This is a genomic window from Kribbella rubisoli (genome assembly GCF_004217145.1).
GTDB classification, from domain to species: domain Bacteria; phylum Actinomycetota; class Actinomycetes; order Propionibacteriales; family Kribbellaceae; genus Kribbella; species Kribbella rubisoli.
The window spans coordinates 168,585-188,882 of record NZ_SHKR01000015.1; the positions used below are offsets into that span (position 1 = coordinate 168,585).

Annotated in this window: 21 protein-coding genes; 12 read left to right on the forward strand and 9 right to left on the reverse strand. The window is 68.2% G+C overall.

Going from position 1 to position 20,298, the window contains the following annotated elements:
• Positions 1–60: 60 nt before the first annotated feature.
• A complete protein-coding gene (locus EV645_RS30295) occupies positions 61–849 on the reverse strand; it encodes an inositol monophosphatase family protein (RefSeq protein ID WP_130447472.1) in 789 nt (262 codons plus the stop codon).
• A 37-nt stretch (positions 850–886) separates the two neighbouring features.
• The gene (locus EV645_RS30300; RefSeq protein ID WP_130447473.1) at positions 887–1,369 is read right to left on the reverse strand and encodes a MarR family winged helix-turn-helix transcriptional regulator; all 483 of its coding nucleotides are present in this window, start codon (positions 1,367–1,369) and stop codon (positions 887–889) included.
• An 86-nt stretch (positions 1,370–1,455) separates the two neighbouring features.
• Here EV645_RS30300 and EV645_RS30305 point away from each other — a divergent pair, with 86 nt between their 5' ends.
• The gene (locus tag EV645_RS30305; protein ID WP_130447474.1) at positions 1,456–2,028 is read left to right on the forward strand and encodes an NADPH-dependent F420 reductase; all 573 of its coding nucleotides are present in this window, start codon (positions 1,456–1,458) and stop codon (positions 2,026–2,028) included.
• 9 nt (positions 2,029–2,037) lie between these two features.
• On the opposite strand, the gene EV645_RS30310 is transcribed toward EV645_RS30305, so the two are convergent.
• Positions 2,038–2,667, reverse strand: coding sequence for a LysE family translocator (locus tag EV645_RS30310; protein ID WP_130447475.1), 630 nt, complete (start codon positions 2,665–2,667; stop codon positions 2,038–2,040).
• A 91-nt stretch (positions 2,668–2,758) separates the two neighbouring features.
• On the opposite strand from EV645_RS30310, the gene EV645_RS30315 reads away from it, so the two are divergent.
• Both EV645_RS30315 and EV645_RS30320 read left to right on the forward strand, forming a co-directional pair.
• Complete coding sequence (locus EV645_RS30315; protein ID WP_130447476.1) at positions 2,759–4,054, forward strand: BNR-4 repeat-containing protein; 1,296 nt, start codon at positions 2,759–2,761, stop codon at positions 4,052–4,054.
• Between the two features lie 23 nt (positions 4,055–4,077).
• Positions 4,078–5,205, forward strand: coding sequence for an MFS transporter (locus EV645_RS30320; protein WP_130447477.1), 1,128 nt, complete (start codon positions 4,078–4,080; stop codon positions 5,203–5,205).
• Here the strand turns inward: EV645_RS30320 and EV645_RS30325 are convergent.
• On the reverse strand, positions 5,171–5,755 hold the full coding sequence (locus EV645_RS30325; protein ID WP_157997182.1) for a TetR/AcrR family transcriptional regulator: 585 nt from the start codon (positions 5,753–5,755) through the stop codon (positions 5,171–5,173). The genes EV645_RS30320 and EV645_RS30325 overlap by 35 nt on opposite strands.
• 70 nt (positions 5,756–5,825) lie before the next feature.
• On the opposite strand from EV645_RS30325, the gene EV645_RS30330 reads away from it, so the two are divergent.
• Positions 5,826–6,908, forward strand: a complete 1,083-nt coding sequence (locus EV645_RS30330) for a serine hydrolase domain-containing protein (RefSeq protein WP_242000759.1) — start codon at positions 5,826–5,828, stop codon at positions 6,906–6,908.
• On the opposite strand, the gene EV645_RS30335 is transcribed toward EV645_RS30330, so the two are convergent.
• Complete coding sequence (locus EV645_RS30335; RefSeq protein ID WP_130447479.1) at positions 6,877–8,325, reverse strand: alkaline phosphatase PhoX; 1,449 nt, start codon at positions 8,323–8,325, stop codon at positions 6,877–6,879. The genes EV645_RS30330 and EV645_RS30335 overlap by 32 nt on opposite strands.
• Before the next feature lie 256 nt (positions 8,326–8,581).
• Here EV645_RS30335 and EV645_RS30340 point away from each other — a divergent pair, with 256 nt between their 5' ends.
• On the forward strand, positions 8,582–8,872 hold the full coding sequence (locus tag EV645_RS30340; RefSeq protein ID WP_130447480.1) for a hypothetical protein: 291 nt from the start codon (positions 8,582–8,584) through the stop codon (positions 8,870–8,872).
• Positions 8,873–9,079: 207 nt separating this feature from the next.
• On the opposite strand, the gene EV645_RS30345 is transcribed toward EV645_RS30340, so the two are convergent.
• Positions 9,080–10,348 (reverse strand): S8 family peptidase, encoded by a 1,269-nt coding sequence (locus tag EV645_RS30345; RefSeq protein ID WP_130447481.1) that lies wholly within the window; start codon positions 10,346–10,348, stop codon positions 9,080–9,082.
• A 48-nt stretch (positions 10,349–10,396) separates the two neighbouring features.
• On the opposite strand from EV645_RS30345, the gene EV645_RS30350 reads away from it, so the two are divergent.
• The 3 genes from EV645_RS30350 (at position 10,397) to EV645_RS30360 (ending at position 14,174) form a co-directional block, all read left to right on the forward strand.
• On the forward strand, positions 10,397–13,039 hold the full coding sequence (locus tag EV645_RS30350; protein WP_130447482.1) for a CHAT domain-containing protein: 2,643 nt from the start codon (positions 10,397–10,399) through the stop codon (positions 13,037–13,039).
• 74 nt (positions 13,040–13,113) lie between these two features.
• Positions 13,114–13,707, forward strand: a complete 594-nt coding sequence (locus tag EV645_RS30355; protein ID WP_130447483.1) for an RNA polymerase sigma factor — start codon at positions 13,114–13,116, stop codon at positions 13,705–13,707.
• Positions 13,704–14,174 (forward strand): hypothetical protein, encoded by a 471-nt coding sequence (locus EV645_RS30360; protein ID WP_130447484.1) that lies wholly within the window; start codon positions 13,704–13,706, stop codon positions 14,172–14,174. The genes EV645_RS30355 and EV645_RS30360 overlap by 4 nt, the downstream gene beginning before the upstream one ends.
• Here EV645_RS30360 and EV645_RS30365 read toward each other — a convergent pair.
• The 3 genes from EV645_RS30365 to EV645_RS30375 are packed head-to-tail and all read right to left on the reverse strand — an operon-like array spanning position 14,164 to position 16,914.
• A complete protein-coding gene (locus EV645_RS30365; RefSeq protein ID WP_130447485.1) occupies positions 14,164–14,595 on the reverse strand; it encodes a VOC family protein in 432 nt (143 codons plus the stop codon). The two genes, EV645_RS30360 and EV645_RS30365, sit on opposite strands and share 11 nt — an antisense overlap.
• 8 nt (positions 14,596–14,603) lie before the next feature.
• A complete protein-coding gene (locus tag EV645_RS30370) occupies positions 14,604–15,425 on the reverse strand; it encodes an IclR family transcriptional regulator domain-containing protein (protein ID WP_130447486.1) in 822 nt (273 codons plus the stop codon).
• Between the two features lie 22 nt (positions 15,426–15,447).
• Positions 15,448–16,914 carry an amidohydrolase family protein gene (locus EV645_RS30375; protein WP_130447487.1) on the reverse strand — a complete coding sequence of 489 codons (1,467 nt, stop codon included), beginning with the start codon at positions 16,912–16,914 and terminating at the stop codon, positions 15,448–15,450.
• A gap of 203 nt (positions 16,915–17,117) precedes the next feature.
• Between EV645_RS30375 and EV645_RS30380 the strand changes: the two genes are divergently transcribed.
• Genes EV645_RS30380 through EV645_RS30395 form a run of 4 tightly spaced genes read left to right on the forward strand, consistent with a single transcriptional unit; the run spans position 17,118 to position 20,297 of the window.
• On the forward strand, positions 17,118–18,269 hold the full coding sequence (locus EV645_RS30380; protein ID WP_242000760.1) for a CaiB/BaiF CoA transferase family protein: 1,152 nt from the start codon (positions 17,118–17,120) through the stop codon (positions 18,267–18,269).
• Positions 18,266–19,066, forward strand: coding sequence for a citryl-CoA lyase (locus EV645_RS30385; protein WP_130447489.1), 801 nt, complete (start codon positions 18,266–18,268; stop codon positions 19,064–19,066). The genes EV645_RS30380 and EV645_RS30385 overlap by 4 nt, the downstream gene beginning before the upstream one ends.
• Positions 19,067–19,077: 11 nt before the next feature.
• Positions 19,078–19,941: a DODA-type extradiol aromatic ring-opening family dioxygenase gene (locus EV645_RS30390; protein WP_130447490.1), complete on the forward strand. Its 864-nt coding sequence runs from the start codon at positions 19,078–19,080 to the stop codon at positions 19,939–19,941.
• Positions 19,938–20,297, forward strand: coding sequence for a hypothetical protein (locus EV645_RS30395; RefSeq protein WP_130447491.1), 360 nt, complete (start codon positions 19,938–19,940; stop codon positions 20,295–20,297). The genes EV645_RS30390 and EV645_RS30395 overlap by 4 nt, the downstream gene beginning before the upstream one ends.
• Position 20,298 lies beyond the last annotated feature (1 nt).

Below are 20,298 nucleotides of genomic sequence, written 5' to 3' on the forward strand. Positions count from 1 at the left end.
CTTAACCAGACGGAGTCATCGACAACCCACCGCGATACATGAGAAATCCGCCTTAAGCAGCTACTCGAAACTGCCGGCTTTCGACTCGGATAGCTGCGGGGCTAGGAAGCCGAGTAGTTGGGTGTGGGTTTCGGGGGAGGCGGAGGCGAGGAGGCCGGGGGTGGTGTGGAGAGGGTCGCCGTGGAAGTTGGTGACGGGGAGTCCGGCGGCTTGGCAGAGGATGGTGCCGGCGGTGAAGTGGACGCTGGTCGGGCTGACGTTGTCGGCGATGTAGGCGGCTTGGCGGCCTACGGCTACCCAGGCCAGGGCGAGGGTGGTCGAGAAGACGCGGAGGGCGAAGGCGGCGCGGAGCTTCTCGTCTGTCAGGAGTTGGGCGCCCAGGAACGGCCCGGTGCCGTCGACGTCGATGTCCACAAGCCGCGAGACCGCGGAGGGTACGGCGCGCCGCTCGGCGCCGTTCTGACGGATGAAGACCGTGGTGCCGTCGGTCCAGAAGATCTCGTGGGTCAGGGGCTGGGCCACCGCGGCGACATCGCCGCTCGGACTGCGAAGTGCGACGTTCACGGAGAACAGCGGATTCTGAGCCGCGAAGTTGAGCGTCCCGCAGAGCGGGTCGACCAACCAGGTGCGGTCCGCCTCGCCGCTGGCGCCGTACTCCTCGCCGACGACCGCGTCGTCCGGGCGGGCGCCCTGGATGACCGCCATGATCGCGCGTTCGGATTCGAGGTCGGCCTCCGTCGCGAAGTCGGTCCCCACCTTCGCGTACCGCTCCAGCTGACCGCCGAATCTCTCCCGGATCACCGCAGCGCCGGCCTCCGCGGCCGCAACCGCCACCTCAGCATCATCCATACCGGCATCCAACACGACGCCGGGACCGGTCGGCAGCTCAGCGCCGGTACACCTCGCTGAGATTGCCCTCCGGATCGACCGACTCCAGGATCGCTCCGGTGATGTCGGCCAGCTGCGAGATCTGCTCAGGCGTGAGTACGTCGATGACGTGCCGGCGGACCGTTGCGACATGGCCGGGCGCGGTCGCGCGGATCTTCTTCCAGCCCTCAGCGGTCAACCGTGCATTCGTCGCCCGCGCATCCTCCGGGCAAGGGAACCGCTCGACGATCCCGCGGTCCTCCAGCCGCTTCACGACGTGTGACAGGCGGGGGAGGGTCGCGTTCGTTCGCTGGGCCAGCGCGGTCATGCGGAGCGTGCGCTTCGGCGCCTCGGACAGCATCGCCATCACGTAGTACTCGTAGTGCGTCAGCTCCGCGTCGCGCCGGAGCTGGGAGTCGAGTACGCCGGGCAGCAGCTCGAGTACGGCGGCCAGCCGCACCCACGCGGTCATCTCCGCGTCGTCCAGCCATCGAGTGCTCATCTCAATATTCTGGCAGCAAAAGGTTGTAGCTACAACTTTCCTGCGCTACCGTGATGGTTGAACGCACAACTAAAAGGAGCTTGAGCATGACGCACGTCAGCATCATCGGTAGCGGCAACATGGGGCAGGCAATCTCGTCGGTCGTCGCCAGGGGCGGCAACACCGTCGAGCTGTTCAACTCCACCGACAAGGACAAGCCGGTCACCGGCGACGTCGTGATCCTCGCCGTGCCGTACCCGGCCATCGACCAGGTCCTCGCCGATCGCGCCGACCAGTTGAGCGGCAAGGTCGTCGTCGACATCACCAACCCGCTGAACTTCGAGACCTTCGACTCGCTGGTCGTGCCGGCAGACGGTTCGGCGGCGGCCGAGCTGGCCGAGAAGCTGCCGGACTCCAAGGTTCTGAAGGCTTTCAACACCACGTTCGCGGCGACGGTCGCGTCGGGCCAGGTGGGCGAGGTTCCGACCACCGTCCTGATTGCCGGCGACGACGCCGACGCCAAGGCGCAGTTCGCCGGGATCGTGTCCGCGGGCGGGCTCAAGGCGGTCGACGCCGGGCCGTTGAAGCGGGCACGCGAGCTCGAGGCGGTCGGGTTCCTGCAGCTCACGCTCGCGGTCGGCGAGAAGGTCGCCTGGACCGGCGGTTTCGGCCTGGTCTGAGAACCTCGGCTAACGCAGCAACGCGAGCCGTACCCCGAGGCCGATGAAGATCCCGCCCGTCGCCGTGTCGATCCGGCGGCGGGCCGTACGCCGGGATCGCAGCCAGCCGCCGATCCGCCCGGACAACAGGCCGACCGTGCCGTCGACAAGGAACTCCAGCACGATCAGGATCGCGCCGAGCGCCGCGAACTGCAGCCACACCCGACCGTGCTCCGGCACCACGAACTGCGGCAGGAACGCGATTGTGAACGTCACCATCTTCGGGTTGAGCAGGTTCGTGCTCAGTCCGGTCAGATAAGCCCTCCGCCCAGACATCGCCGCGCCGGCCGGCGCATCGTCGATGGCGTCGTTCCGATGCCGGATCGTCTGCACCCCGAGGTAGATCAAGTACGCAGCACCAACAACCCGCACTGCGGTGAACGCAACTGGCACCGCCGCGAACAGCGCAGCCAAACCAGCCGCCGCCACCGCGACGTGGACAGCCTCACTCGTCGCAACCCCGGCCGTCGCCAGCAAGCCGGCCCGCGGGCCGCTGCGCATCCCGCACCCGAGGATGAACAACATGTCCGGCCCGGGCGTGATCATCGCGATGGTCGTCGTCAGCAGAAACGCGAGCAGCAGGTGCTGGTCGATCGGCATCCCCCGATCGTCGCACGGCCGTCGGACAATTCTGACCGAATGCGGGCAAGCGCTTACCCTCGGCACTTCACCGATGGAACACTGGGCGACCATGGATGCGCCTCGAGTGATCAATGACAACGGTGCTTGGTGCTGGTTCCAGGACGAGCGGGCCTTGGTCGATCCGGAGAGCGGCCTGCTGGTCGCCGGTTCGATCGCCGCGCCCGAGGGCCCCGGCGGAGACGAACGGGCCGGCAACGTCGAGCTGACCGTCGTAGAACTGCAGTCAGGCGAGAGCCAGGTCGTCGTACTGCATGAGCAGTTCGAAGCCGACGATCACGACGTACCGGCGTTGTGGCGGCGACGGGACGGTCGTTGGCTGGCGGTGTACACGAAGCACAAGACCGACGACCTGACCCGTTGGCGGATCAGCGAGCCCGGCGATCCGCGCACGTGGGGACCGGAGCAGACGTTCGACTGGAGCGAGTTCACCGGCGGCCGCGGCGTCACCTACTCGAACCTGCATGAGCTCGACGGCCGCCTCTACTGCTTCGCCCGTGCGGTGAACGATGACCCGTGCGCACTCGTATCCGACGACGAGGGTGACACCTGGGAGTACGCCGGCAAGCTGTTCACCCGCCCGAAGGTCGGGTACGTCAACGGCTACACGCGCTACGTCTCGACGCCGACGCGCGTCGACCTCATCACGACCGACCACCACCCGCGCGACTACAACAACTCGATCTACCACGGCTATCTCGAGGGCGGCGCTCTGCACCGGACCGACGGCGCTGTGGTGGATGCCAAAGCGCTCGACGCCGACGCGCCGTCGCAGGTGGAGCTGACCAAGGTCCTCGCCGCGGACTCGGTCTGGGACGGCGAGCCGATGACGCACTGCTGGACCGTGGACATCCGCCGCGGCGATGACGGCTCGCTCGCTGCGGTGATGCTCGCTCGCCACGACGTACCGGAGAGGCCGGAGGATGCGTTCGCTCGGCAGCATCCGGTGCCGGATCACCGCTTCTTCTACGCACGTCTGGCGCCGGGCGGCACGTGGCAGGTGCGGCAACTGGCGAAGGCCGGCCACGGTCTGCTGGTGCATGAGAACGACTACACCGGCCTGGTCGCGATCGACCCGTACGACCTTGACTCGCTCTATGTCTCGACGCCGATCGACCCGCGCGACGGCGCCGCACTGAAGCATCACGAGATCTTCCACGCCCGCATGAACGACGCCGGGACAACGTGGACGCCGGTCACCGAGGGCTCCACCGTCGACAATCTCCGGCCGATCGTCGCGCCCGGCGATCCGGCTCGCGTCCCGCTGCTCTGGTTCCGCGGCGAGATGACGGCCTCGCAGCACTATGCGTGTGAGGTCGTCCTCCTGGATCGCCCGCGACAGACATAATAACAAGCGGTACCATCTCATCCATGACTGTTCCGGTACGGCGGTTGTGGGTGGCGGTCCTGTTCGGGTACCTCGCGTTCGGAGCCACGCTGCAGGCGTTGCCGTCGTACGTGCCGGAGAAGTTCGGCGGCGGCGCGCTCGCAAGCGGGACCGCGGTCGGGATCGCGTTCCTGGCGACAGCGTGCGGGCGGCCGTTCGCGGGCCGGCTGGCGGATGCGGGCCGGTCGCGCCCGGTCGTCCTGACCGGGGGAGTGCTGGCGGCGATTGGGGGCCTCGGGCAACTGCTTGCGCCGGACCTGGGTCTGCTGCTGGTCGCGCGGCTGGTGATGGGCGCGGGTGAGGCGGCGCTGTTCTCCGCGGCACTGCCGTGGGTGCTGTCGGGTGCGCGGGTGGCGCAGCGCGGGCGGTTGGCCGGCTGGTTCGGCCTGTCGATGTGGGGTGGGCTGGCCGCGGGGCCGGTGATCGCGACACTGGTCGGCGCCAAGGTCTGGTGGGCCGTCGTCGGACTGTCGCTCGCGTCGGCCGCGCTGGTACTGACGACTCCCTCTGATCCAGGTCGGCTCGAACCACTGGCGAGGATCCGTCACCCAAGAGATCTCGTGCCGGCAGGCGTTCCGTTGCCCGGAGCAACCATCGGCCTGGCCGCCTACTGCTACGGAACGGTGGCCGCCTTGCTCGTACTGCGACTGCGTGCCGACAACCTCGATGTGGACAACATCGCGCTGGCGGTGTTCGCGGCAGGCTTCCTGGTCACGAGATTTGCCGGCAGCCCGCTGGTCGATCGGTTCGGCGGCCGAAGTGTCGCGGCGACAACCGTGACCCTCGAGATCGTTGCCCTCGTGGGACTCGCCCTGGCAATTGACAGCGGTACGGCGATCACTTTCACGGCGCTGGCCGGCGTCGGGCTGGCTTTGATCTACCCGGCGTGCGTCTCGATGACGCTGGACCGCGTGCGCGGACTACGTCCGGGCGTGTCGATGGGTGTGATGACTTCGTTCTGGGATCTCGGCGTCATGGCTGCAGGCCCGCTCGGCGGTCTGATTGCCGAATGGGCCGGCTACCAGCAAGCGTTCCTCGTCGCGGCCGGAGCCGGCCTGGCGTGTGTCCTGGTCGCCCTCAGAGTGCCGAGTCGAGGAGTGTCTCCACGATGACCCGCGCCTCCGCGCCGAGCCCCGGATCCTGGTCGACCGCGCTGATCAGCGTCGCACCTTCCAGTACGACGACCAGCTGCCTCGCCGTCCGCTCCGGATCACGAGCCCCGGCATTCGTCAGCAATCGCTCGAAAAGCTCGCGGTAGAAGGCGAGATGCTCTCGTGCGAGCCGCCGCGGTGCGCCGTCCTGACCACGGTCCTCGGTGGCGGCATTCATCATCGCGCAGCCACGGAACCCGGCTTCGGCGTACCAGCTTGCGACCAGGTCGAAGACGGCGAGGATCTGGTCGCGGCCGGGCGGTGCCTCCTCGACCGCTGCGTTGTGCCAGGCGCGGACCCGTCGGGTGCGATCGGCGAGCACTGCTTCGACCAGGCCGTCCTTCGACCCGAAATTCTTGTAGATGGTCAGCTTGGACGCGCCGGCGACCTCGACGATCTCGTTGATCCCGGTCGCGTGGATCCCGCGCCGGCCGAACACGTCCGCCGCCGCCTTGAGGATCCGGGCCTTCGTCGCCTCCGGATCCAACCGTTCCCCAGCCTTGACCGGCATCGTCCAACCACCTCCGGACCCCAGCCTACCGAGCTGGACCAAGATGAGAACGATCGGTACTATCAAGATCATGTGGACAGCAGCAGGATTCGAGCACGTGGCCGAGGCCTTCGACCGGAACTTCACCGAACGCGGTGAGCTCGGCGCGGCGTTCGCGGCGTACCACCGCGGCGAGTTGGTCGTCGACCTGTGGGGCGGGATTGCGGACGCGGAGACGGGCCGAGCGTGGGATCGCGACACGATCCACCTGATGTTCTCCGGCACCAAGGGCCTCACCAGCGCGTGCGTGCTGTTGCTGGTACAACGCGGACAGGTGTCATTGGATGATCCGCTGAGTCGCTACTGGCCCGAGTTCGGTGCCGAGGGCAAGGATCGGATCACGGTCGCGGAGGTGCTGTCCCACCAGGCCCGCCTGCCGTGGGTCGAGACTGGGTACGCCGACCTGCTCGACCACGACGTGATGGCGGCACACCTCGCCGCGCAGGCGCCGGCGTCCGATCCGCGCGCCGCGTTCATGTACCACCCGGTGACCTGGGGTTGGCTTCTCGACGAGCTGGTACGGCGCATTGACGGCCGCACGGTCGGGCAGTTCTTCGCGGACGAGTTCGCCGTACCGCTGGAACTTGACGTCTGGATCGGCTTGCCCGAGGAGCTGCACTGGCGAGCGGCGACGATGGTCGCGCCGGAAGGTGTACTCGTCGACGGACCGTGGTCGGAGTTGAACCGGCCCAACCCGCTGTGGGTTCCAGGTTCGGAGAAGATCTGGAACAGCGAGGAGTACCGCAGTGCCGGGCTCGCGGCGGTCGGTGGCTACGCGACGGCGCGAGGGATGGCGAAGTTCTACGCCTCGCTCCTAGGAGACGGCGTCCTGTCGCCGGAGATCGTCGAGCTCGGTCGCCGGGAGATCCGGCGTGGCATCGAGCCGACGTGGGGGAGCCCAATGGCTTACGGCGCCGGGTTCGAGCTGCAGACCGGCGACGGCCCGGCCGACGCCTTCGGTCACCCGGGAGCCGGCGGCTCGCGGCACGGCGCATGGCCGGGCCGCGAGACCGCCTTCTCTTACCTGATGAACGAGGTACGCGTCGGACCAGACGAACGCTCGCTCACCCTTCTGGAGGCGCTCAGCCGAGGTAGTCGCGCCACGGGCCGGTGATGGCCAGCGTGATCCCCGGCGTCTGGATGTTGACGAACAGCACCTTGCCGTCCGCGGAGAACGTCGGCCCGGTGAACTCCGAGTCGTTCAGCATGTTCCGGGCGATCGCGTACGTCGGGCCGCCCGGCGTCGCGCTCAGCACGTGGCTGCTGGCCTGACCGTCCTCGGCCAGGATCAGCGAGCCCCACGGCGTCACGGTGACGTTGTCCGGGCTGTCGAAGTTGAGGTCGTCGTACTTCGCCTCGGGGCCCTTGTTCGCGGCAGCGTTCTCGGGGAAGTACGTGACCAGCTGGATGGTCTTCGCGTCGTAGTTGTAGAACCACACCATGCCGTCGTGCGGTACGGCGTCGGCGGGCAGGTCGGCGGTGCCGGACTCGGCGTACGAGTTCACGACGTACACGCCCTGCTTGGTGCCGTAGACGCCCTCGAACTTCTTGCCGCGGGTGATCTGGCCGTCGGTGAACTGCTTGCGGACCGACGTCGTCGCGCCGTCGCGGTCCGGCACCGGCACCCAGGTGGTGCGGAACGGACGGAGCAGCTGGGCCGAGGTCAGGTACGCGACGTCCGGGATCGGCTTGCCGTCGTCACCGAGGATCGCCAGCGCCTCGAGCGTGCCGAAGTCCTTGTTCTGCAGGTCCTGCCAGCTGCGCGAGCTGAGCCGGTAGCCGCGCGGCGCCGACCAGCGGTAGAAGGTGCCGTTCGGGCCCGACGCGTCCTCGGACAGGTAGATGTGGGTGCGGTCCTCGTCGATCGCGAGCGCCTCGTGCGCGTAGCGACCGAGGGCCTTCAGCGGCACCGGGTGCGCGGTCTTGCCGTCGGCCCAGACCTCGAAGACGTAGCCGTGGTCCTTCAGCCGGGTGGTGCCGTTGGCCTTGTTCTCGGTCTCCTCGCACGTCATCCAGGTGCCCCACGGCGTCGGGCCGCCGGCGCAGTTGGTGATCGTGCCGGAGATGCCGACCCACTCGCCGAGGTTCTTGCCGTCGCGGTCGACGGAGATGACCGTGCAGCCGCCGGCGGCACCGACACCGCTGTCGTACACGGTGCCCTCGATCGCCGGTACGCCGAGCGGGTCGGCGGCGCCGATCTCGTGGTTCTGGATCAGCGTGTAGGTGCCGTGCCGGCTGCCGTCGAAGACGGCGGTGCCGTCGTGCAGGGCCGGCGTGGGCTGACCGCTCTTCAGCTTGGTCTCACCGGCGTGGGTGACGACCCGGTACTTGAACCCGGCCGGCAGCGCGAGCAGGCCCTTCGGGTCGTCGAGCAGCGGCGGGAAGGGCCGGTGCTGCGGGAACGGCGGGTGGCCGCCGCGCGAAGCGGGCGCAGCCTCGGCCAGCGTCGGCACGGCGCCGACTGCGGTGAAACCGACTCCGGCCGCACCTACGGCGGCTCCGCGGAGGACGGAACGACGATCGACAGACATGCAATGCTCCTTGACAGGCGGTTTCCCGAGTTTCCACGATCCTTCAGGTCGCCGGCTGACATGTGGCAAACGGAATCTGAACAACATTCGTGCGATACATCTGCAACGAATACAGCTGTTCCGCCGTCTACTGTGGGAGGTGATGGTGATGCGGACAGTGAGCGTCGTACTCGCGACAGCCTGCCTTTTGGTTGCTTGCGGCAATAACACCGGAACTGACACCGGCAATGACACCGGAACGGGAGAGACTCCTTCGATGACACCCAGCCCCACGAGCAGCAGCAGTACTCCGCCGGCCGGCGGGCAGGTCGAGCAAGCCAAGGCTGACCTTGCCAAGCGGCTGAGTGTCGATGCGGCCCGGGTGACGGTGGTGAGTTCGGAGGAGGTCACCTGGTCGGACGGCAGCCTCGGCTGTCCGGAGCCGGGGATGATGTACACCCAGGCGCTGGTGCCGGGGACGCGGATCATCCTCGACGTCGACGGTACGCAGTACAACTATCACTCCGGCGCCAACCGTGCTCCGTTCCTCTGTGAGCATCCGAAGTAGCAGTCACGTTGGAAACTTTCCTGATGACCGGGTGTATCAACCGGCACCGAGGGTGACTCCGCACCAGTGTGGGGGGATGCCTTCGAGTTGTTGCAGGGGGGAGGACAACGCGGGGGCGCGCAGAGGGGGTGGCTGACGTGGTGCGGGAGGTCCGGCGGTCAGGCCGGTTGGTCCCGCACCGCGTCAGCGCGTCATGTCAGCTGCAGGTCAGCTGACTGACGTGATCGCGTCGCCGGCCCGCAGGACCGGACCGACACCCGGCTCCGGCTGGGTCAGCGCGAAGGCGAGCAACGCGTCGGCCGCCTGCTTCGCGTTCTCGCCGGTCAATGACATTCGCCCGGCGATCAGACCCGCTACGAGCGGCGTCGCGAACGACGTACCGCTCCATCGAGCCATCCCGGCGAACGAGCGCAACTGGCCGGTGTTCGGCGGTTCGGTGCACTCGTAGTCGCCGGTGAGGAACGCGTTCACCAGGTTCTCGCCCGGCGCGTAGACGTCGACCCAGCCGCCGAAGTTGCTGAACGACGCCCGGTCCCGCCCGTTCTCCGCGAGGGCTCCGACGCCGACGGCCTCCGGGAACGCGGCCGGCCAGAAGAAGTCCCGGCTCGACTCGTTGCCGGCCGCGGCGACCAGCGTGAGGCCGTTGACCCGGTTCAGCCGTGTCTGGATGAACACGTCCAGACCGAGCGCCGGCAGGTCGAACCGCGTCCGGGTTCCCGCCGACAGACTGATGATGTCCGGTGCGAGATCGAGTACTTCGTCCAGCGCCGCGGCGAGGTCGAACTCCCACATCGCCCCGGCCGAGGTGAAGTAGCTTTTCACCACGATCTCGACGTTGCGTGCGATCGCCCGCATCACCCCGGCGATGAACGTGCCGTGGCCGGCGTACGGCCGGATCCGCCCCGAACCGTCGAACGCGTTCTCCGGGTCACCGGTCACGCCGTTCAGCCAGTACGCCGCGGGCGCGTCCGACCAGCCGACGTCGAGTACGACGACCTTCACGCCGCTCCCGTCGGCGTTGCCCGCGGACGGGAACGGCGCCGGCACCATCGGGTCCGGCGCGATCCCGGGCGGCACCTCCTCCGGCTCGGTCGCCGGACAAGGGCTGACGCTGGGCGTCACATAGAACAAATGCTCGGGCGTGACCACGCCGCGTCCGAGCCGCAGGTCGGCGTACATCAGGAACCGCTGGGTGACAGAACGGTCCTCCGGCGCGTCGCCGGGAACCTTCTCCGGAAGCAGCAACCGGGTCACGCCGCCGATCCCACCCTCGGCCGGGCGTCCGCCCTGGAAGAGCTCGATCACCCGGGTGACGTCCTCGTCCCGGACCAGGACGACCCCTGTGCGGTACAGATAGTCGGCGCCTTCGGGTCGCTTCTCCCAGTCCTCGGGATAGACCTCGACCTCGCGTCCGAACGCGGCCAGAATCAGTTCGATCTGAGCGATGTATTTTCGGTCGCCCGTTTGATCCGCCATTTCCTTCCTTTCCCCCTCGATGAATGCAACGGCCGTTATCATTTCAGAATGCCGACGGCCGGGGGGAGTTCCGAGGCAGCAGAAAATCTGCTGCCGCTCGCGTTGTCGCGCCCGCACGACGCGATCGCGTCCGCGCGCAGCCTGCTGGCGAGCGATCCGCTCGCGATCGAGGCCTCGTTCGCGCATCAGGCGTGGGGCATCAGTCTGCGGCAGCTCGGCGACATCCCGGCGGCGGTCCGCGAGTTGCGTACCGCGCTGCGGCTCGCCGAGCAGTCCGGGCGTTCGGAGCGCGAGGCGGATGTCCTTGCCACATTGGGCGCAACGCTCGGTCGGGCGGGCCGGAGTCGCGAGGGATTGGCGCGCCTCGATCGTGCCGTCGAACTGAGTCGCGGTGCGCTGACGGGCCGCGTGCTGGTGCGGCGTGCCGACGTACTGCTGGTGCTCGGGCGGCATCGCGAAGCGCTCGACGATCTGCGGTTGGCGATCGCGCGGTTGCGGCGTTCGGGCGATCAGGTCTGGGAGGCGCGGTCGCGGAACTATCGCGGTTTCATCCAGCTCGCGTTGGGCGCCACGAAGCGGGCGGATGCGGATTTCGCCGTCGCCGAGAAGTTGTACGCCGCGACGGGCCAGGAGTTCGAGTACGCCGAAGCGCGACAGAATCGCGGATTGGTCGCGTACTCGCGCGGCGATCTGCCGTCGGCGCTGCGCTACCTCGACGAAGCGGGACGACGGTTCGCGGCGGTCGGGGTTGTCTGGCCGGACCTCGCGATCGACCGCTGCGGCGTACTGCTTGCTGCCGGGCTGAGTGCCGAGGCGCTGGCCGAGATGGATCAGGCGATCGCCCAGATGGAAGCCGAGGGCGGTACGGCGACCAAGCGGGGCGAGCTGTGGTTCGCGGCGGCGACTGCGGCGCTCGCGGCGGGTGATCCGCAGGCCGCGCAGGACCGGGCGGATCGGGCCCGGCGGTTGTTCTCCGCACAGCGCCGTGAGTGGTGGTCGGTGCGGTCGTCCATGGTGCAGCTGGAGGCTCGCTATCAGGCCGGTGAGCGGGGAGAGTCGTTGTTGCGGCGGGTGAGTGCGGCGGCTCGACGGCTCGACGCGCTGGGTGCGTCCGACGCGTCGGCGGCGCATTTGCTGGCCGGTCGGCTCGCGTTGGCCGGCGGGCGATCGCGTACTGCGGATCGTGAACTCGAGTTGGCCGGGCAGCACAGCAAGGACACGCCGCCGATGGCTCGGAGCGCGGCGTGGTTGGGGAAGGCGTTGCGGGCTGAGGCTCGGGACGATGTGCGCGCGATGTTGTCGGCGTGTGGGCGCGGGCTCGATGCGTTGGACGAGCATCGGCTGACGATGGGTGCTACCGAGTTGCGGGCGTTGGCAACTGGGCAGGGCGCTGAGTTGGCGGAGTTGGCGCTGCGGGATGCGTTGCGGCGGGATGATCCGCGGCGCTTGCTGGTCTGGGGAGAGCGGTGGCGGGCGACGGCGTTGGGGGTTCCGCCGGTTCGGCCGTCGGACGACGAGCAGTTGGGCGCTGATCTGGCAGCTTTGCGCGACGTCGTACGGCGGTCGGATGCGTCGCCTGATCCTTCGTTGGAGAAGGAACGTCGTCGGCTGGAGAAGGCTGTTCGGGATCGGGCGTTGCGGGCGCAGGGCGGGGCGTTGAGTGGTGCGGCGTCGCGGTTCGACGTTGATGCTCTGGTTGATGCGCTGGGCGAGACGGTGCTCGTCGAGTTGATCGAGGTCGACGGCGTACTGCACGCGGTGGTGGTCCGGGACGGACGCATCACCCGCCACGAGGTCGGCCCGCTCGCTGCCGCGGCCGTCGAGGTCGAACGCTCTCGCTTCCGCTTACGCTGGCTCGCCCACGCCCGCCCACAAGCGCGCCCGCCGGGTGGTGCGGCGGGTGGTGCGCGGGGGCGGGAGTATCGGGGGCCTTCGCTCGACGTGCTCGGGCAGCGGTTGGGGGATGCGATTCTCGGGCCCGCGCAGGAGCTGCTGGGGGATCGGGCGGTGGTGATGGTGCCGCCTAGTCGGTTGCACGCGTTGCCTTGGGGGTTGGTGCCGGGGTTGGCTGAGCGGCCGGTGAACGTGGTGCCGTCGGCGGCTACTTGGATGCGGGCGCGGCGGTTGCGGCCGCCGGCTGATCGGCGGGTCGTGCTGGTGCTCGGGCCGGGGTTGTCGGCGGGCCGGGCGGAGGTCATGCGGCTGGCCGAGAAGTATCCGGACGCGACCGTGCTGGCCGACGGTGACGCGACCGCGGAGAAGGTACTGCGGGAGCTCGACGGCGCATGGATCGCACACATCGCGGCGCATGGGACGTTCCGCGCGGACAGTCCGCTGTTCTCGTCGTTGCGGCTCGACGACGGGCCGCTGACTGTGTACGACTTCGAGCGGCTGCGCAGAGCGCCGTACCGGATGGTGTTGTCGAGTTGCGACTCCGGGCTGGCGAAGCCCGTCGGTGCGGATGAGTTGTTGGGGTTGAGCAGCAGCCTGATTCCGTTGGGAGCGGCGGGGATCCTGGCGAGCGTCGTGCCGGTGAACGATCCGGCGACCGCTCCGTTGATGCTTGCGTTGCACGACAACCTGCAGTCCGGTCAGTCGCTGGCGACCGCGTTCGCCGGCGCCCGGACCGAGGCGCGCGGCGATCCGGTCACGATCGCCGCAGCGCGATCCTTTATCGCTCTCGGCGCCTAGCTACCAGATGTATCAGCAGTGGTCCGGACCGACTCTGTACTAGTGAAGCGGTCCGGTGAGAGAAGGGGGGCGGCATGCGGGACGACCCGACAGTCGTCGACCTGGTCACCCGGGCCAGGGACGGCGAGAAGAGTGCCTGGGACGAGCTGGTGGAGCGATACGCGCCACTGGTCTTCTCAGTGTGCCGGCGGTATCGGTTGGCACAGCCTGATATCGACGATGTCGGGCAGAGCGTGTGGTTGCGGCTGGTCGAGCATCTGCCCGGCCTGCGCGAGCCGGCCGCGTTGCCGGGCTGGATCGCGACGACGACGCAGCGGGAGTGCTTTCGGCTGATCCGTTCGACCAGCCGGGTCGAGCCGGTCGACCTGGCGGAGTCGCCCGACGTACCCGAGCAGGCGATCGCCGAAGAGGAAGTGCTGCGGCACGAACGCCGGACGATCCTGCGGACCGCGTTCGCCGAGTTGTCGCGGCAATGCCAGCTCTTGCTGGCGTTGCTGATCCAGGATCCGCCGGCGCCGTACGGCGAGATCAGCCGGCGACTGCAGGTGCCGATCGGCAGCATCGGGCCGAACCGGGCCCGCTGCCTGACCAAGCTGCGGCAGACGCCCGCGCTGGTGTTGCTGGCGGCGGACGGACCTGATGGTTTTGATCAAGGGACGAGGGGGTGAGAACCGTGATGAATCCGGACTGGAACGACGACGAGAAGTTGATCGATGCCCTGCGGGACGCGCTGGCGTCTTCCGACGAGGTGCCGGCCGCGTTCGTCGACGCCGGTAAGGCCGCGTTCGCGTGGCGGACCATCGACGCCGAACTGGCGGCGCTCACCTACGACTCGGCCTGGGATTCGCTGGATGCACTGGCGATCCGGTCCGAGAGCGCGATCCTGCGGTCGCTCACCTTCGCCTCGGACGGCTGGACGGTCGAGCTCGAGCTGACACCCGACGCCGTCCTCGGTCAGCTGGATCCGCCCGAAGCCGGAGCGGTCAGCGCCCGCGGCGAGAGCGGCAAGCTGGCCACCACGGACATCGACGACCTCGGCTTCTTCGTCCTCCACCCGCCGCCGAACGTACCATACCGTTTGGTATGCACGACCACGTCGGGAACCACGATCCTCACCGGCTGGATCACGCCATAAATACCTGCGAGTCGTCGGCGAACGCCTTGAATTCAAGGGCATTCCCGGCCGGGTCGAGGAAGAACATGGTCCACTGTTCGCCGGTCTGGCCCTGGAAGCGGACGTAGGGCTCGATCACGAACTCGGTGCCGGCCGCCTTCAACCGCTCCGCGAAGGTCTGGAACTGCTCGACGGTCAGGATCAGCCCGAAGTGCGGCACGGGTACGTCGTGACCGTCGACCGGGTTGTGGATCCGCTGCTGCCGTTCCGGCGCGACGTGGGTGACGAACTGGTGGCCGCGCAGGTTCCAGTCGATCCAGGTCTCGGAGCTGCGGCCCTGTTCGAGGCCGAGGACCTCGCCGTAGAAGTGGCGCGCCGCGTCGAGGTCGTCGACCGGCATCGCGAGATGGAACCGGGGGATGGGGGAGTCGAGAACGGTCATGCAGTCATTCAAGCAGTCGTCTCGTGCCGCTGCTCGATCTCGACGTGGGGCCGAGATTGCCACAGGGCCCACTCCGCACTGACGTCGCCCGCCGTACGCAGCAGCTGCGGCAGATGGTCGTGCAACAGCGTGTCGACCGTCGTCTCGGCGGCGTGGACCGTCACGTTCATCGCAGCCCGGACCGTGCCGGTGCCGTCGCGGACCGGCGCCGCGACGGAGCGCACTCCCGGCGCGAGCTCTTCGTCGGCCAGCGACCATCCGCGCGCGCGGATCTCGGTGAGTTCGTCGCGCAACTGGTCAGCCGTTCGCCCGATGTACGGCGGGAGGCCCGCGCGACTCGGCAACGCGAGTACGTCGGCCAGCTGGGCGGGGGAGAGCGCGGAGAGCAGCACCTTGCCTTGCGAGGTCTGAGCGGCCGGGAACCTGGTGCCGATGTCTACGCGCAGCGCGATCAGCTTCGGCACCGATACGCGAGCGACGTACACGATGTCCGAGCCGTCGAGCTGTGCCATCGACGACGACTCGCCGGTCCGGGTGACGAGTGATTCGAGGTGCGGTTTCGCGATGTCCCACAGTCCGAGCGAACCGACGTACGCCATCCCGAGGGTGAGGACCTTCGGGGTGAGCTGGAAGGCACCGTCGCTGGTGCGGACGAATCCCAGCTCCTCGAGGGTGAGCAGGAGGCGGCGCGCGGTCGGCCGGGCCAGGCCGGCCGCGGTTGCCACCTCGCTGAGGGACATGGTCCGGTGATCGGCGTCGAAGCAGGCAAGCACATCCAGCCCGCGAGCCAGCGACTCGACGAAATCCGGACCTGCGCCACGCCCTGCCATCTGGTTGCTCCTCCTCGATCGACTACGGCTCACCGAAGATGGTGCCACGGGCTTCGCGCGTCGAGTCGGACTTGTAGTCGGTGTACTGGTACGGGTTGTCGAGCACCTCGCCCTTCGGCAGCTCCGGGTTCATCCCGCTCCGCCATGCCTCCTCGCCGAGCGTCGAGCGCAGATAGTCGACGGTTGACTCGACTTCCCGGCGTACGGCGGTGAGGTCGCAGCCGACCAGCTGATGGTCATGCTTCACGACGCGGCCGTCGACGATCACGGTGTGGACGTCGCCGCGCTGGGACTGGAACGCCACCTGACCGTACGGGTTGATCAGCGGGAACGAGACCGGGGACGAGTCGTTCTTGATCAGGATGACGTCGGCCGTCTTACCCGGTTCGAGGCTGCCGAGGTCGTCGCGGCCGAGTGCCTTCGCGCCGCCTCGGGTCGCCCAGTCGACGACATGCTCGGCGCGCAGATGGCTGTGCGTCACGGTGGCGCCCTTCATGTGCGCCTCGAGGTGCTCGCGCGCCCGGTCGGCGCCGAGCGTGCTCCGCATCGAGCTGAACAGGTCGCCGCTCCACCAGACGCTGGTGTCCATCGACAGCGACACCGGGATGTTGTGCCGGCGTACCTGCCAGGTGGGCGGGTAGCCCTGCCCGGCGCTCTGCTCGGACTCGGTGGAGACGGAGATCGAGCCGCCGGTCGCGGCGATCCGCTGGTACGAGTCGGTGGTGAGGGTGGCCGCGTGGACGTAGATGTTCTGCGGCGTCATGAACTCGTTCTCGTGCATCAGCTTGATGCCGTTGTCGTTCGTCGCACCCCACACACCCGCGTGCGTGGTCACACCGAGCCCGAGCTCCCGGGCAACCTCGAAGGCAGCCTTCTCCGGGAAGGCCGGGTCGCCGGTCACGTCGAAGGCCAACTGCAGCCCGAGCTTCGAGTCGTCGCGCATCCGCTCCAGGAACGAACGCACCGCCGGGTCCGCGGTCCACTCCCACGGTCCGGCCTGAATGTTGCCGTAGGCAAGAACAAACCGCCCGGGTACGGCGCGCAGCGCGTCCGCGGCCGCCTCGGCGTGGTCGACGCTCTGCAGGCCGTGCGACCAGTCGACAGTTGTGGTGACACCGGCCTCGAGCGACTCCCATGCCGAGGTCAGGTTGCCGGCGTGGATGTCTTCCGGCCGGAACGTCTTGCCGTGCTCGAGGTAGTACCAGACGAAGTACTGCGTCAGCGTCCAGTCGGCACCGTACGCGCGCATCGCGGTCTGCCACATGTGCCGATGGGTGTCGATCATGCCCGGCATCACGATGCCGCCGGTCGCGTCGATCACCTGGGTGTTCTCGGGGACTTCGAGCGCCTGGCCGACGGCAGCAATCTGATTGTCAACAATCAGCACATCACCGTTGTCGACAATCGTGTGCTGATCGTCCATGGTCAGCACGGTCCCGCCGCGCAGCAGGATCGGCCGGCCCGCCAGTGGCGTCTCGGCAGTGGTCATGATTCCCCTCCAGCAAGTGTCCGGACATACGTCCGTATGGCGGTCATCGGGGCGATGAGACTCACTATCTGAGCGCCGGTGCCGAGGTGTCAAGGGTTCGGGCGGGTGGTTGAGAGGGTGGTTGACAGCCGAGCGTCGAGCGGCTGAGACTGAAGCGATCTAGCCGCGCGGACAGCTGTCCGCAAATCTTGCTGGGAGGTCGTGTGACGGGTCCGCTCTCGGGACTGTTGGTGGCCGACTTCTCCCGGATCCTGGCCGGCCCGTACGCGACCATGCTGCTGGCCGACCTCGGGGCCGACGTGGTCAAGGTCGAGGCGCCCGGCGGTGACGACACCCGGTCCTGGCAGCCGCCGGTCCGCGACGGCATCTCGACGTACTACCTCGCGGTGAACCGGAACAAGCGGTCGATCGCGCTCGACCTGAAGGACGCCGAGGACCTCGCGGCCGCGCACGAGCTGGCGCGGCGCGCGGACGTGCTGGTGGAGAACTTCCGGCCCGGTGGACTGGCCCGGTTCGGGCTGGACTACGAGACTGTTGCTAAGGGCAACCCGAAGCTGATCTACGCCTCGATCAGCGGGTTCGGGTCGGGGCCGAAGGGCGCCGCGTTGCCCGGGTACGACCTGATCGTGCAGGCGATCTCCGGATTGATGAGCCTGACCGGTGACCCGAAGGGCGAGCCGTTCCGGGCCGGCATCTCGGTCTTCGACGTGATGGCCGGACTGCATGCCACGATCGGCGTACTGTCCGCGCTCAACGCACGCCACGAGACCGGTCGCGGTCAGCACGTCGAGGTCAACCTGATGTCGTCGGCGCTGTCCGGCCTGGTCAACCAGTCGAGCGCGTACGTCGCGGGCGGCGTCGTACCGCTGCGGATGGGGAACAGCCATCCGAGCCTGTTCCCGTACGAGCCGCTGCCGTGTGCGGACGGGGAACTGATCATCACGGCCGGGAACAACGGGCAGTTCCGCAAGCTGGTCGAGGTTCTCGGCGTACCGGAGCTGGCCGAGGATCCGCGGTTCGACCGGAACGAGAAGCGGACCGTGAACCGCGAGGAACTGCGGCCGTTGCTGATCGAGCGATTGTCGACGAGAACCAAGCTGGAGTGGTTCAGGGACATCATCGCGGCCGGGGTGCCGTGCGGGCCGATCAACACCGTCGACGGCGGCATCGCGTTCGCCGAGGACCTCGGGCTGGATCCGGTGGTCACCATCGGCGGGATCCCCGGCGTGCGCAATCCGATCACGTTCACCGGCGACACCAGCGACAGAACGGACGCTGCGTCGTACCGGCTCCCGCCGCCGTCGCTGAACGAACACGGCGCCGAGCTGAGGAAGTGGCTGGAGGGCGAGGGATGAGCGACGAACAGGTGGCACCGCCGGCGTTCCCGACCTCGCTCGGTACGTCGACCGCTGATGAGATCCGTCTGCTCGGGCAGGATCTCACCGCGGACTTGATGGGCAAGGTGGGGTTCGGCGAGCTGGCGTTCTGGCTGGTTGCACTGCGTCGGCCGACACCGTCGGAGACTCGCGTGTTCGAGGCGGTCCTGGTCGCGCTGGCAGACCACGGGTTCACGCCAACCGCGATCGCCGCGCGGGTCACCTACCTGTCCGCTCCGGATTCCCTGCAGGGGGCGCTCGCCGCCGGCCTGCTCGGTGGTGGATCCCGCTTCCTCGGCGTGACCGAGGACTGCGGGATGTTCCTCCATCAAGCGCTGGCCGGCGGCGAGCCGCCGACAGACGAGACCGGCTGGGACGACCTCGCGCTGGAGCTCGTCGAACAGTCCCGGGCCAACGGAACCTTCATCCCCGGCCTGGGACATCCGGTCCACAAGGTCCAGGACCCGCGCACGCCGGTGCTGATCGACCTCGTCCGCGAAGAAGGCCTCGAAGGTCCGCACCTCAAACTGTTCCAGGCGATCGGCCGCGTGCACGAGCAGGTGCTCGGCCGCAAACTGCCGTTGAACGGCGCCGGAGTCTGCGGCGCCGCGCTCGCCGACCTCGGGTTGCCGGTCGAGCTGCTGCGCGGATTCGCCTTGCTGGCAAGGGCTGCCGGGCTGCTCGGTCAGCTCGCCGAGGAGCGTCGCCGGCCGATCGGGATGGATATCTACTCCACCGTCGACCGCAACGCCGTGTACGTCGATCCGGAATCCTGAAGGAGCATCGTATGGCCACTGTCGCCGCCGTGATCGCTTCCACCCATCATCCGTTCTACTACCGCGCCAGCACCGCGACGGGCGCGGACCGGCCGCCGTTCGCCGACGAGTGGGTGGCGAAGATCGAGGCGTTCCGCGAGACGCTGACGAAGGCCCGGCCGGACATCCTGGTGATGGTCGGCAGCGATCACTTCCACCAGCTGTGGCTCGACAACATGCCGCAGTTCCTGGTCGGCAAAGCGCCGTACTTCGACGCGAACTGGTACAACGAGGAACGCGAGTTCGGGCTGCCGCGGATGCGGCTGGCCGGGGACGAGCAGCTGGCGTCACACATCCTGCGTAACGGGCTGGACGCCGGCTTCGATCTTGCCTTCAGCAACGAACTGCGGATCGACCACAGCATCACCTGCCCGATCATCACGCTGCGCCCGGAAGCGGACCTGCCGATCGTGCCGATCTACACGAACATCTTCGCGCCGCCGCTGCCCCGTCCGGGCCGGTTCGTGGAGCTGGGACGGACGATCCGGGAGCTGGTCGAATCGTGGCCGATCGACAAGCGGGTGGCGATCATCGGCACCGGGCACCTGTCGCTGGAGCTCGGCGGGCCGCGGCAGTTCGGCGAGCACGGGCCCGATCCGGAGTTCGACCGCAAGGCCGTGGACTGGATCGCGAGCGGTGATGTCGACGGGTGCTTGTCCGAGGTGACGCTGGACAGCCTGCATCAGCCGGGCAACGCGACGCACGGGTTCATGGACTTCATGCTGATGATGGGCGTCGCGGGTGCCGGTGCGAAGGCGGATCACGTCGACTCGCTCGACCTGTTCCACACGATGGAGGCGTACTTCACCTGGTACCCGAACGGAGTGCCGGCATGAGTAAGTACTTGCTGAACAAGTTCCTCTACACCGTCGACCGGGATCCTGATTTGGTCGAGCGGTACCGCCAGGACGCCGCCGGGACGGTCAGCTGGTGGGAGCAGGAGATGGCGAACCAGTTGCTGAACTGTGCGGTGGCGGAGAAGTCGACCTGGCTCGAGTTCACCGACGAGGAGCGGCGTGCGCTGCGCGAGCACGATCATGTGGCACTGTTCGGTTTGGGCGCGCATCCGTTCCTGACGCTGACGTTGTTCATCGCGATGTTCGAGCGGGATCACGGGCCGCTCGAGTACCAGAAGGCGTACGGGCGGGCGTTGCATCAGCACTCGTTGCCGTATCCGGACATCGCTACCTGAG

Coding starts and splice junctions, on each gene's coding strand:
- EV645_RS30295 (WP_130447472.1), bottom strand. CDS start 849: ATGGATGATGCTGAGGTGGCGGTTGCGGCCGCGGAGGCCGGCGCTGCG.
- EV645_RS30300 (WP_130447473.1), bottom strand. CDS start 1,369: ATGAGCACTCGATGGCTGGACGACGCGGAGATGACCGCGTGGGTGCGG.
- EV645_RS30305 (WP_130447474.1), top strand. CDS start 1,456: ATGACGCACGTCAGCATCATCGGTAGCGGCAACATGGGGCAGGCAATC.
- EV645_RS30310 (WP_130447475.1), bottom strand. CDS start 2,667: ATGCCGATCGACCAGCACCTGCTGCTCGCGTTTCTGCTGACGACGACC.
- EV645_RS30315 (WP_130447476.1), top strand. CDS start 2,759: ATGGATGCGCCTCGAGTGATCAATGACAACGGTGCTTGGTGCTGGTTC.
- EV645_RS30320 (WP_130447477.1), top strand. CDS start 4,078: ATGACTGTTCCGGTACGGCGGTTGTGGGTGGCGGTCCTGTTCGGGTAC.
- EV645_RS30325 (WP_157997182.1), bottom strand. CDS start 5,755: ATGCCGGTCAAGGCTGGGGAACGGTTGGATCCGGAGGCGACGAAGGCC.
- EV645_RS30330 (WP_242000759.1), top strand. CDS start 5,826: ATGTGGACAGCAGCAGGATTCGAGCACGTGGCCGAGGCCTTCGACCGG.
- EV645_RS30335 (WP_130447479.1), bottom strand. CDS start 8,325: ATGTCTGTCGATCGTCGTTCCGTCCTCCGCGGAGCCGCCGTAGGTGCG.
- EV645_RS30340 (WP_130447480.1), top strand. CDS start 8,582: ATGACACCCAGCCCCACGAGCAGCAGCAGTACTCCGCCGGCCGGCGGG.
- EV645_RS30345 (WP_130447481.1), bottom strand. CDS start 10,348: ATGGCGGATCAAACGGGCGACCGAAAATACATCGCTCAGATCGAACTG.
- EV645_RS30350 (WP_130447482.1), top strand. CDS start 10,397: ATGCCGACGGCCGGGGGGAGTTCCGAGGCAGCAGAAAATCTGCTGCCG.
- EV645_RS30355 (WP_130447483.1), top strand. CDS start 13,114: ATGCGGGACGACCCGACAGTCGTCGACCTGGTCACCCGGGCCAGGGAC.
- EV645_RS30365 (WP_130447485.1), bottom strand. CDS start 14,595: ATGACCGTTCTCGACTCCCCCATCCCCCGGTTCCATCTCGCGATGCCG.
- EV645_RS30370 (WP_130447486.1), bottom strand. CDS start 15,425: ATGGCAGGGCGTGGCGCAGGTCCGGATTTCGTCGAGTCGCTGGCTCGC.
- EV645_RS30375 (WP_130447487.1), bottom strand. CDS start 16,914: ATGACCACTGCCGAGACGCCACTGGCGGGCCGGCCGATCCTGCTGCGC.
- EV645_RS30385 (WP_130447489.1), top strand. CDS start 18,266: ATGAGCGACGAACAGGTGGCACCGCCGGCGTTCCCGACCTCGCTCGGT.
- EV645_RS30390 (WP_130447490.1), top strand. CDS start 19,078: ATGGCCACTGTCGCCGCCGTGATCGCTTCCACCCATCATCCGTTCTAC.
- EV645_RS30395 (WP_130447491.1), top strand. CDS start 19,938: ATGAGTAAGTACTTGCTGAACAAGTTCCTCTACACCGTCGACCGGGAT.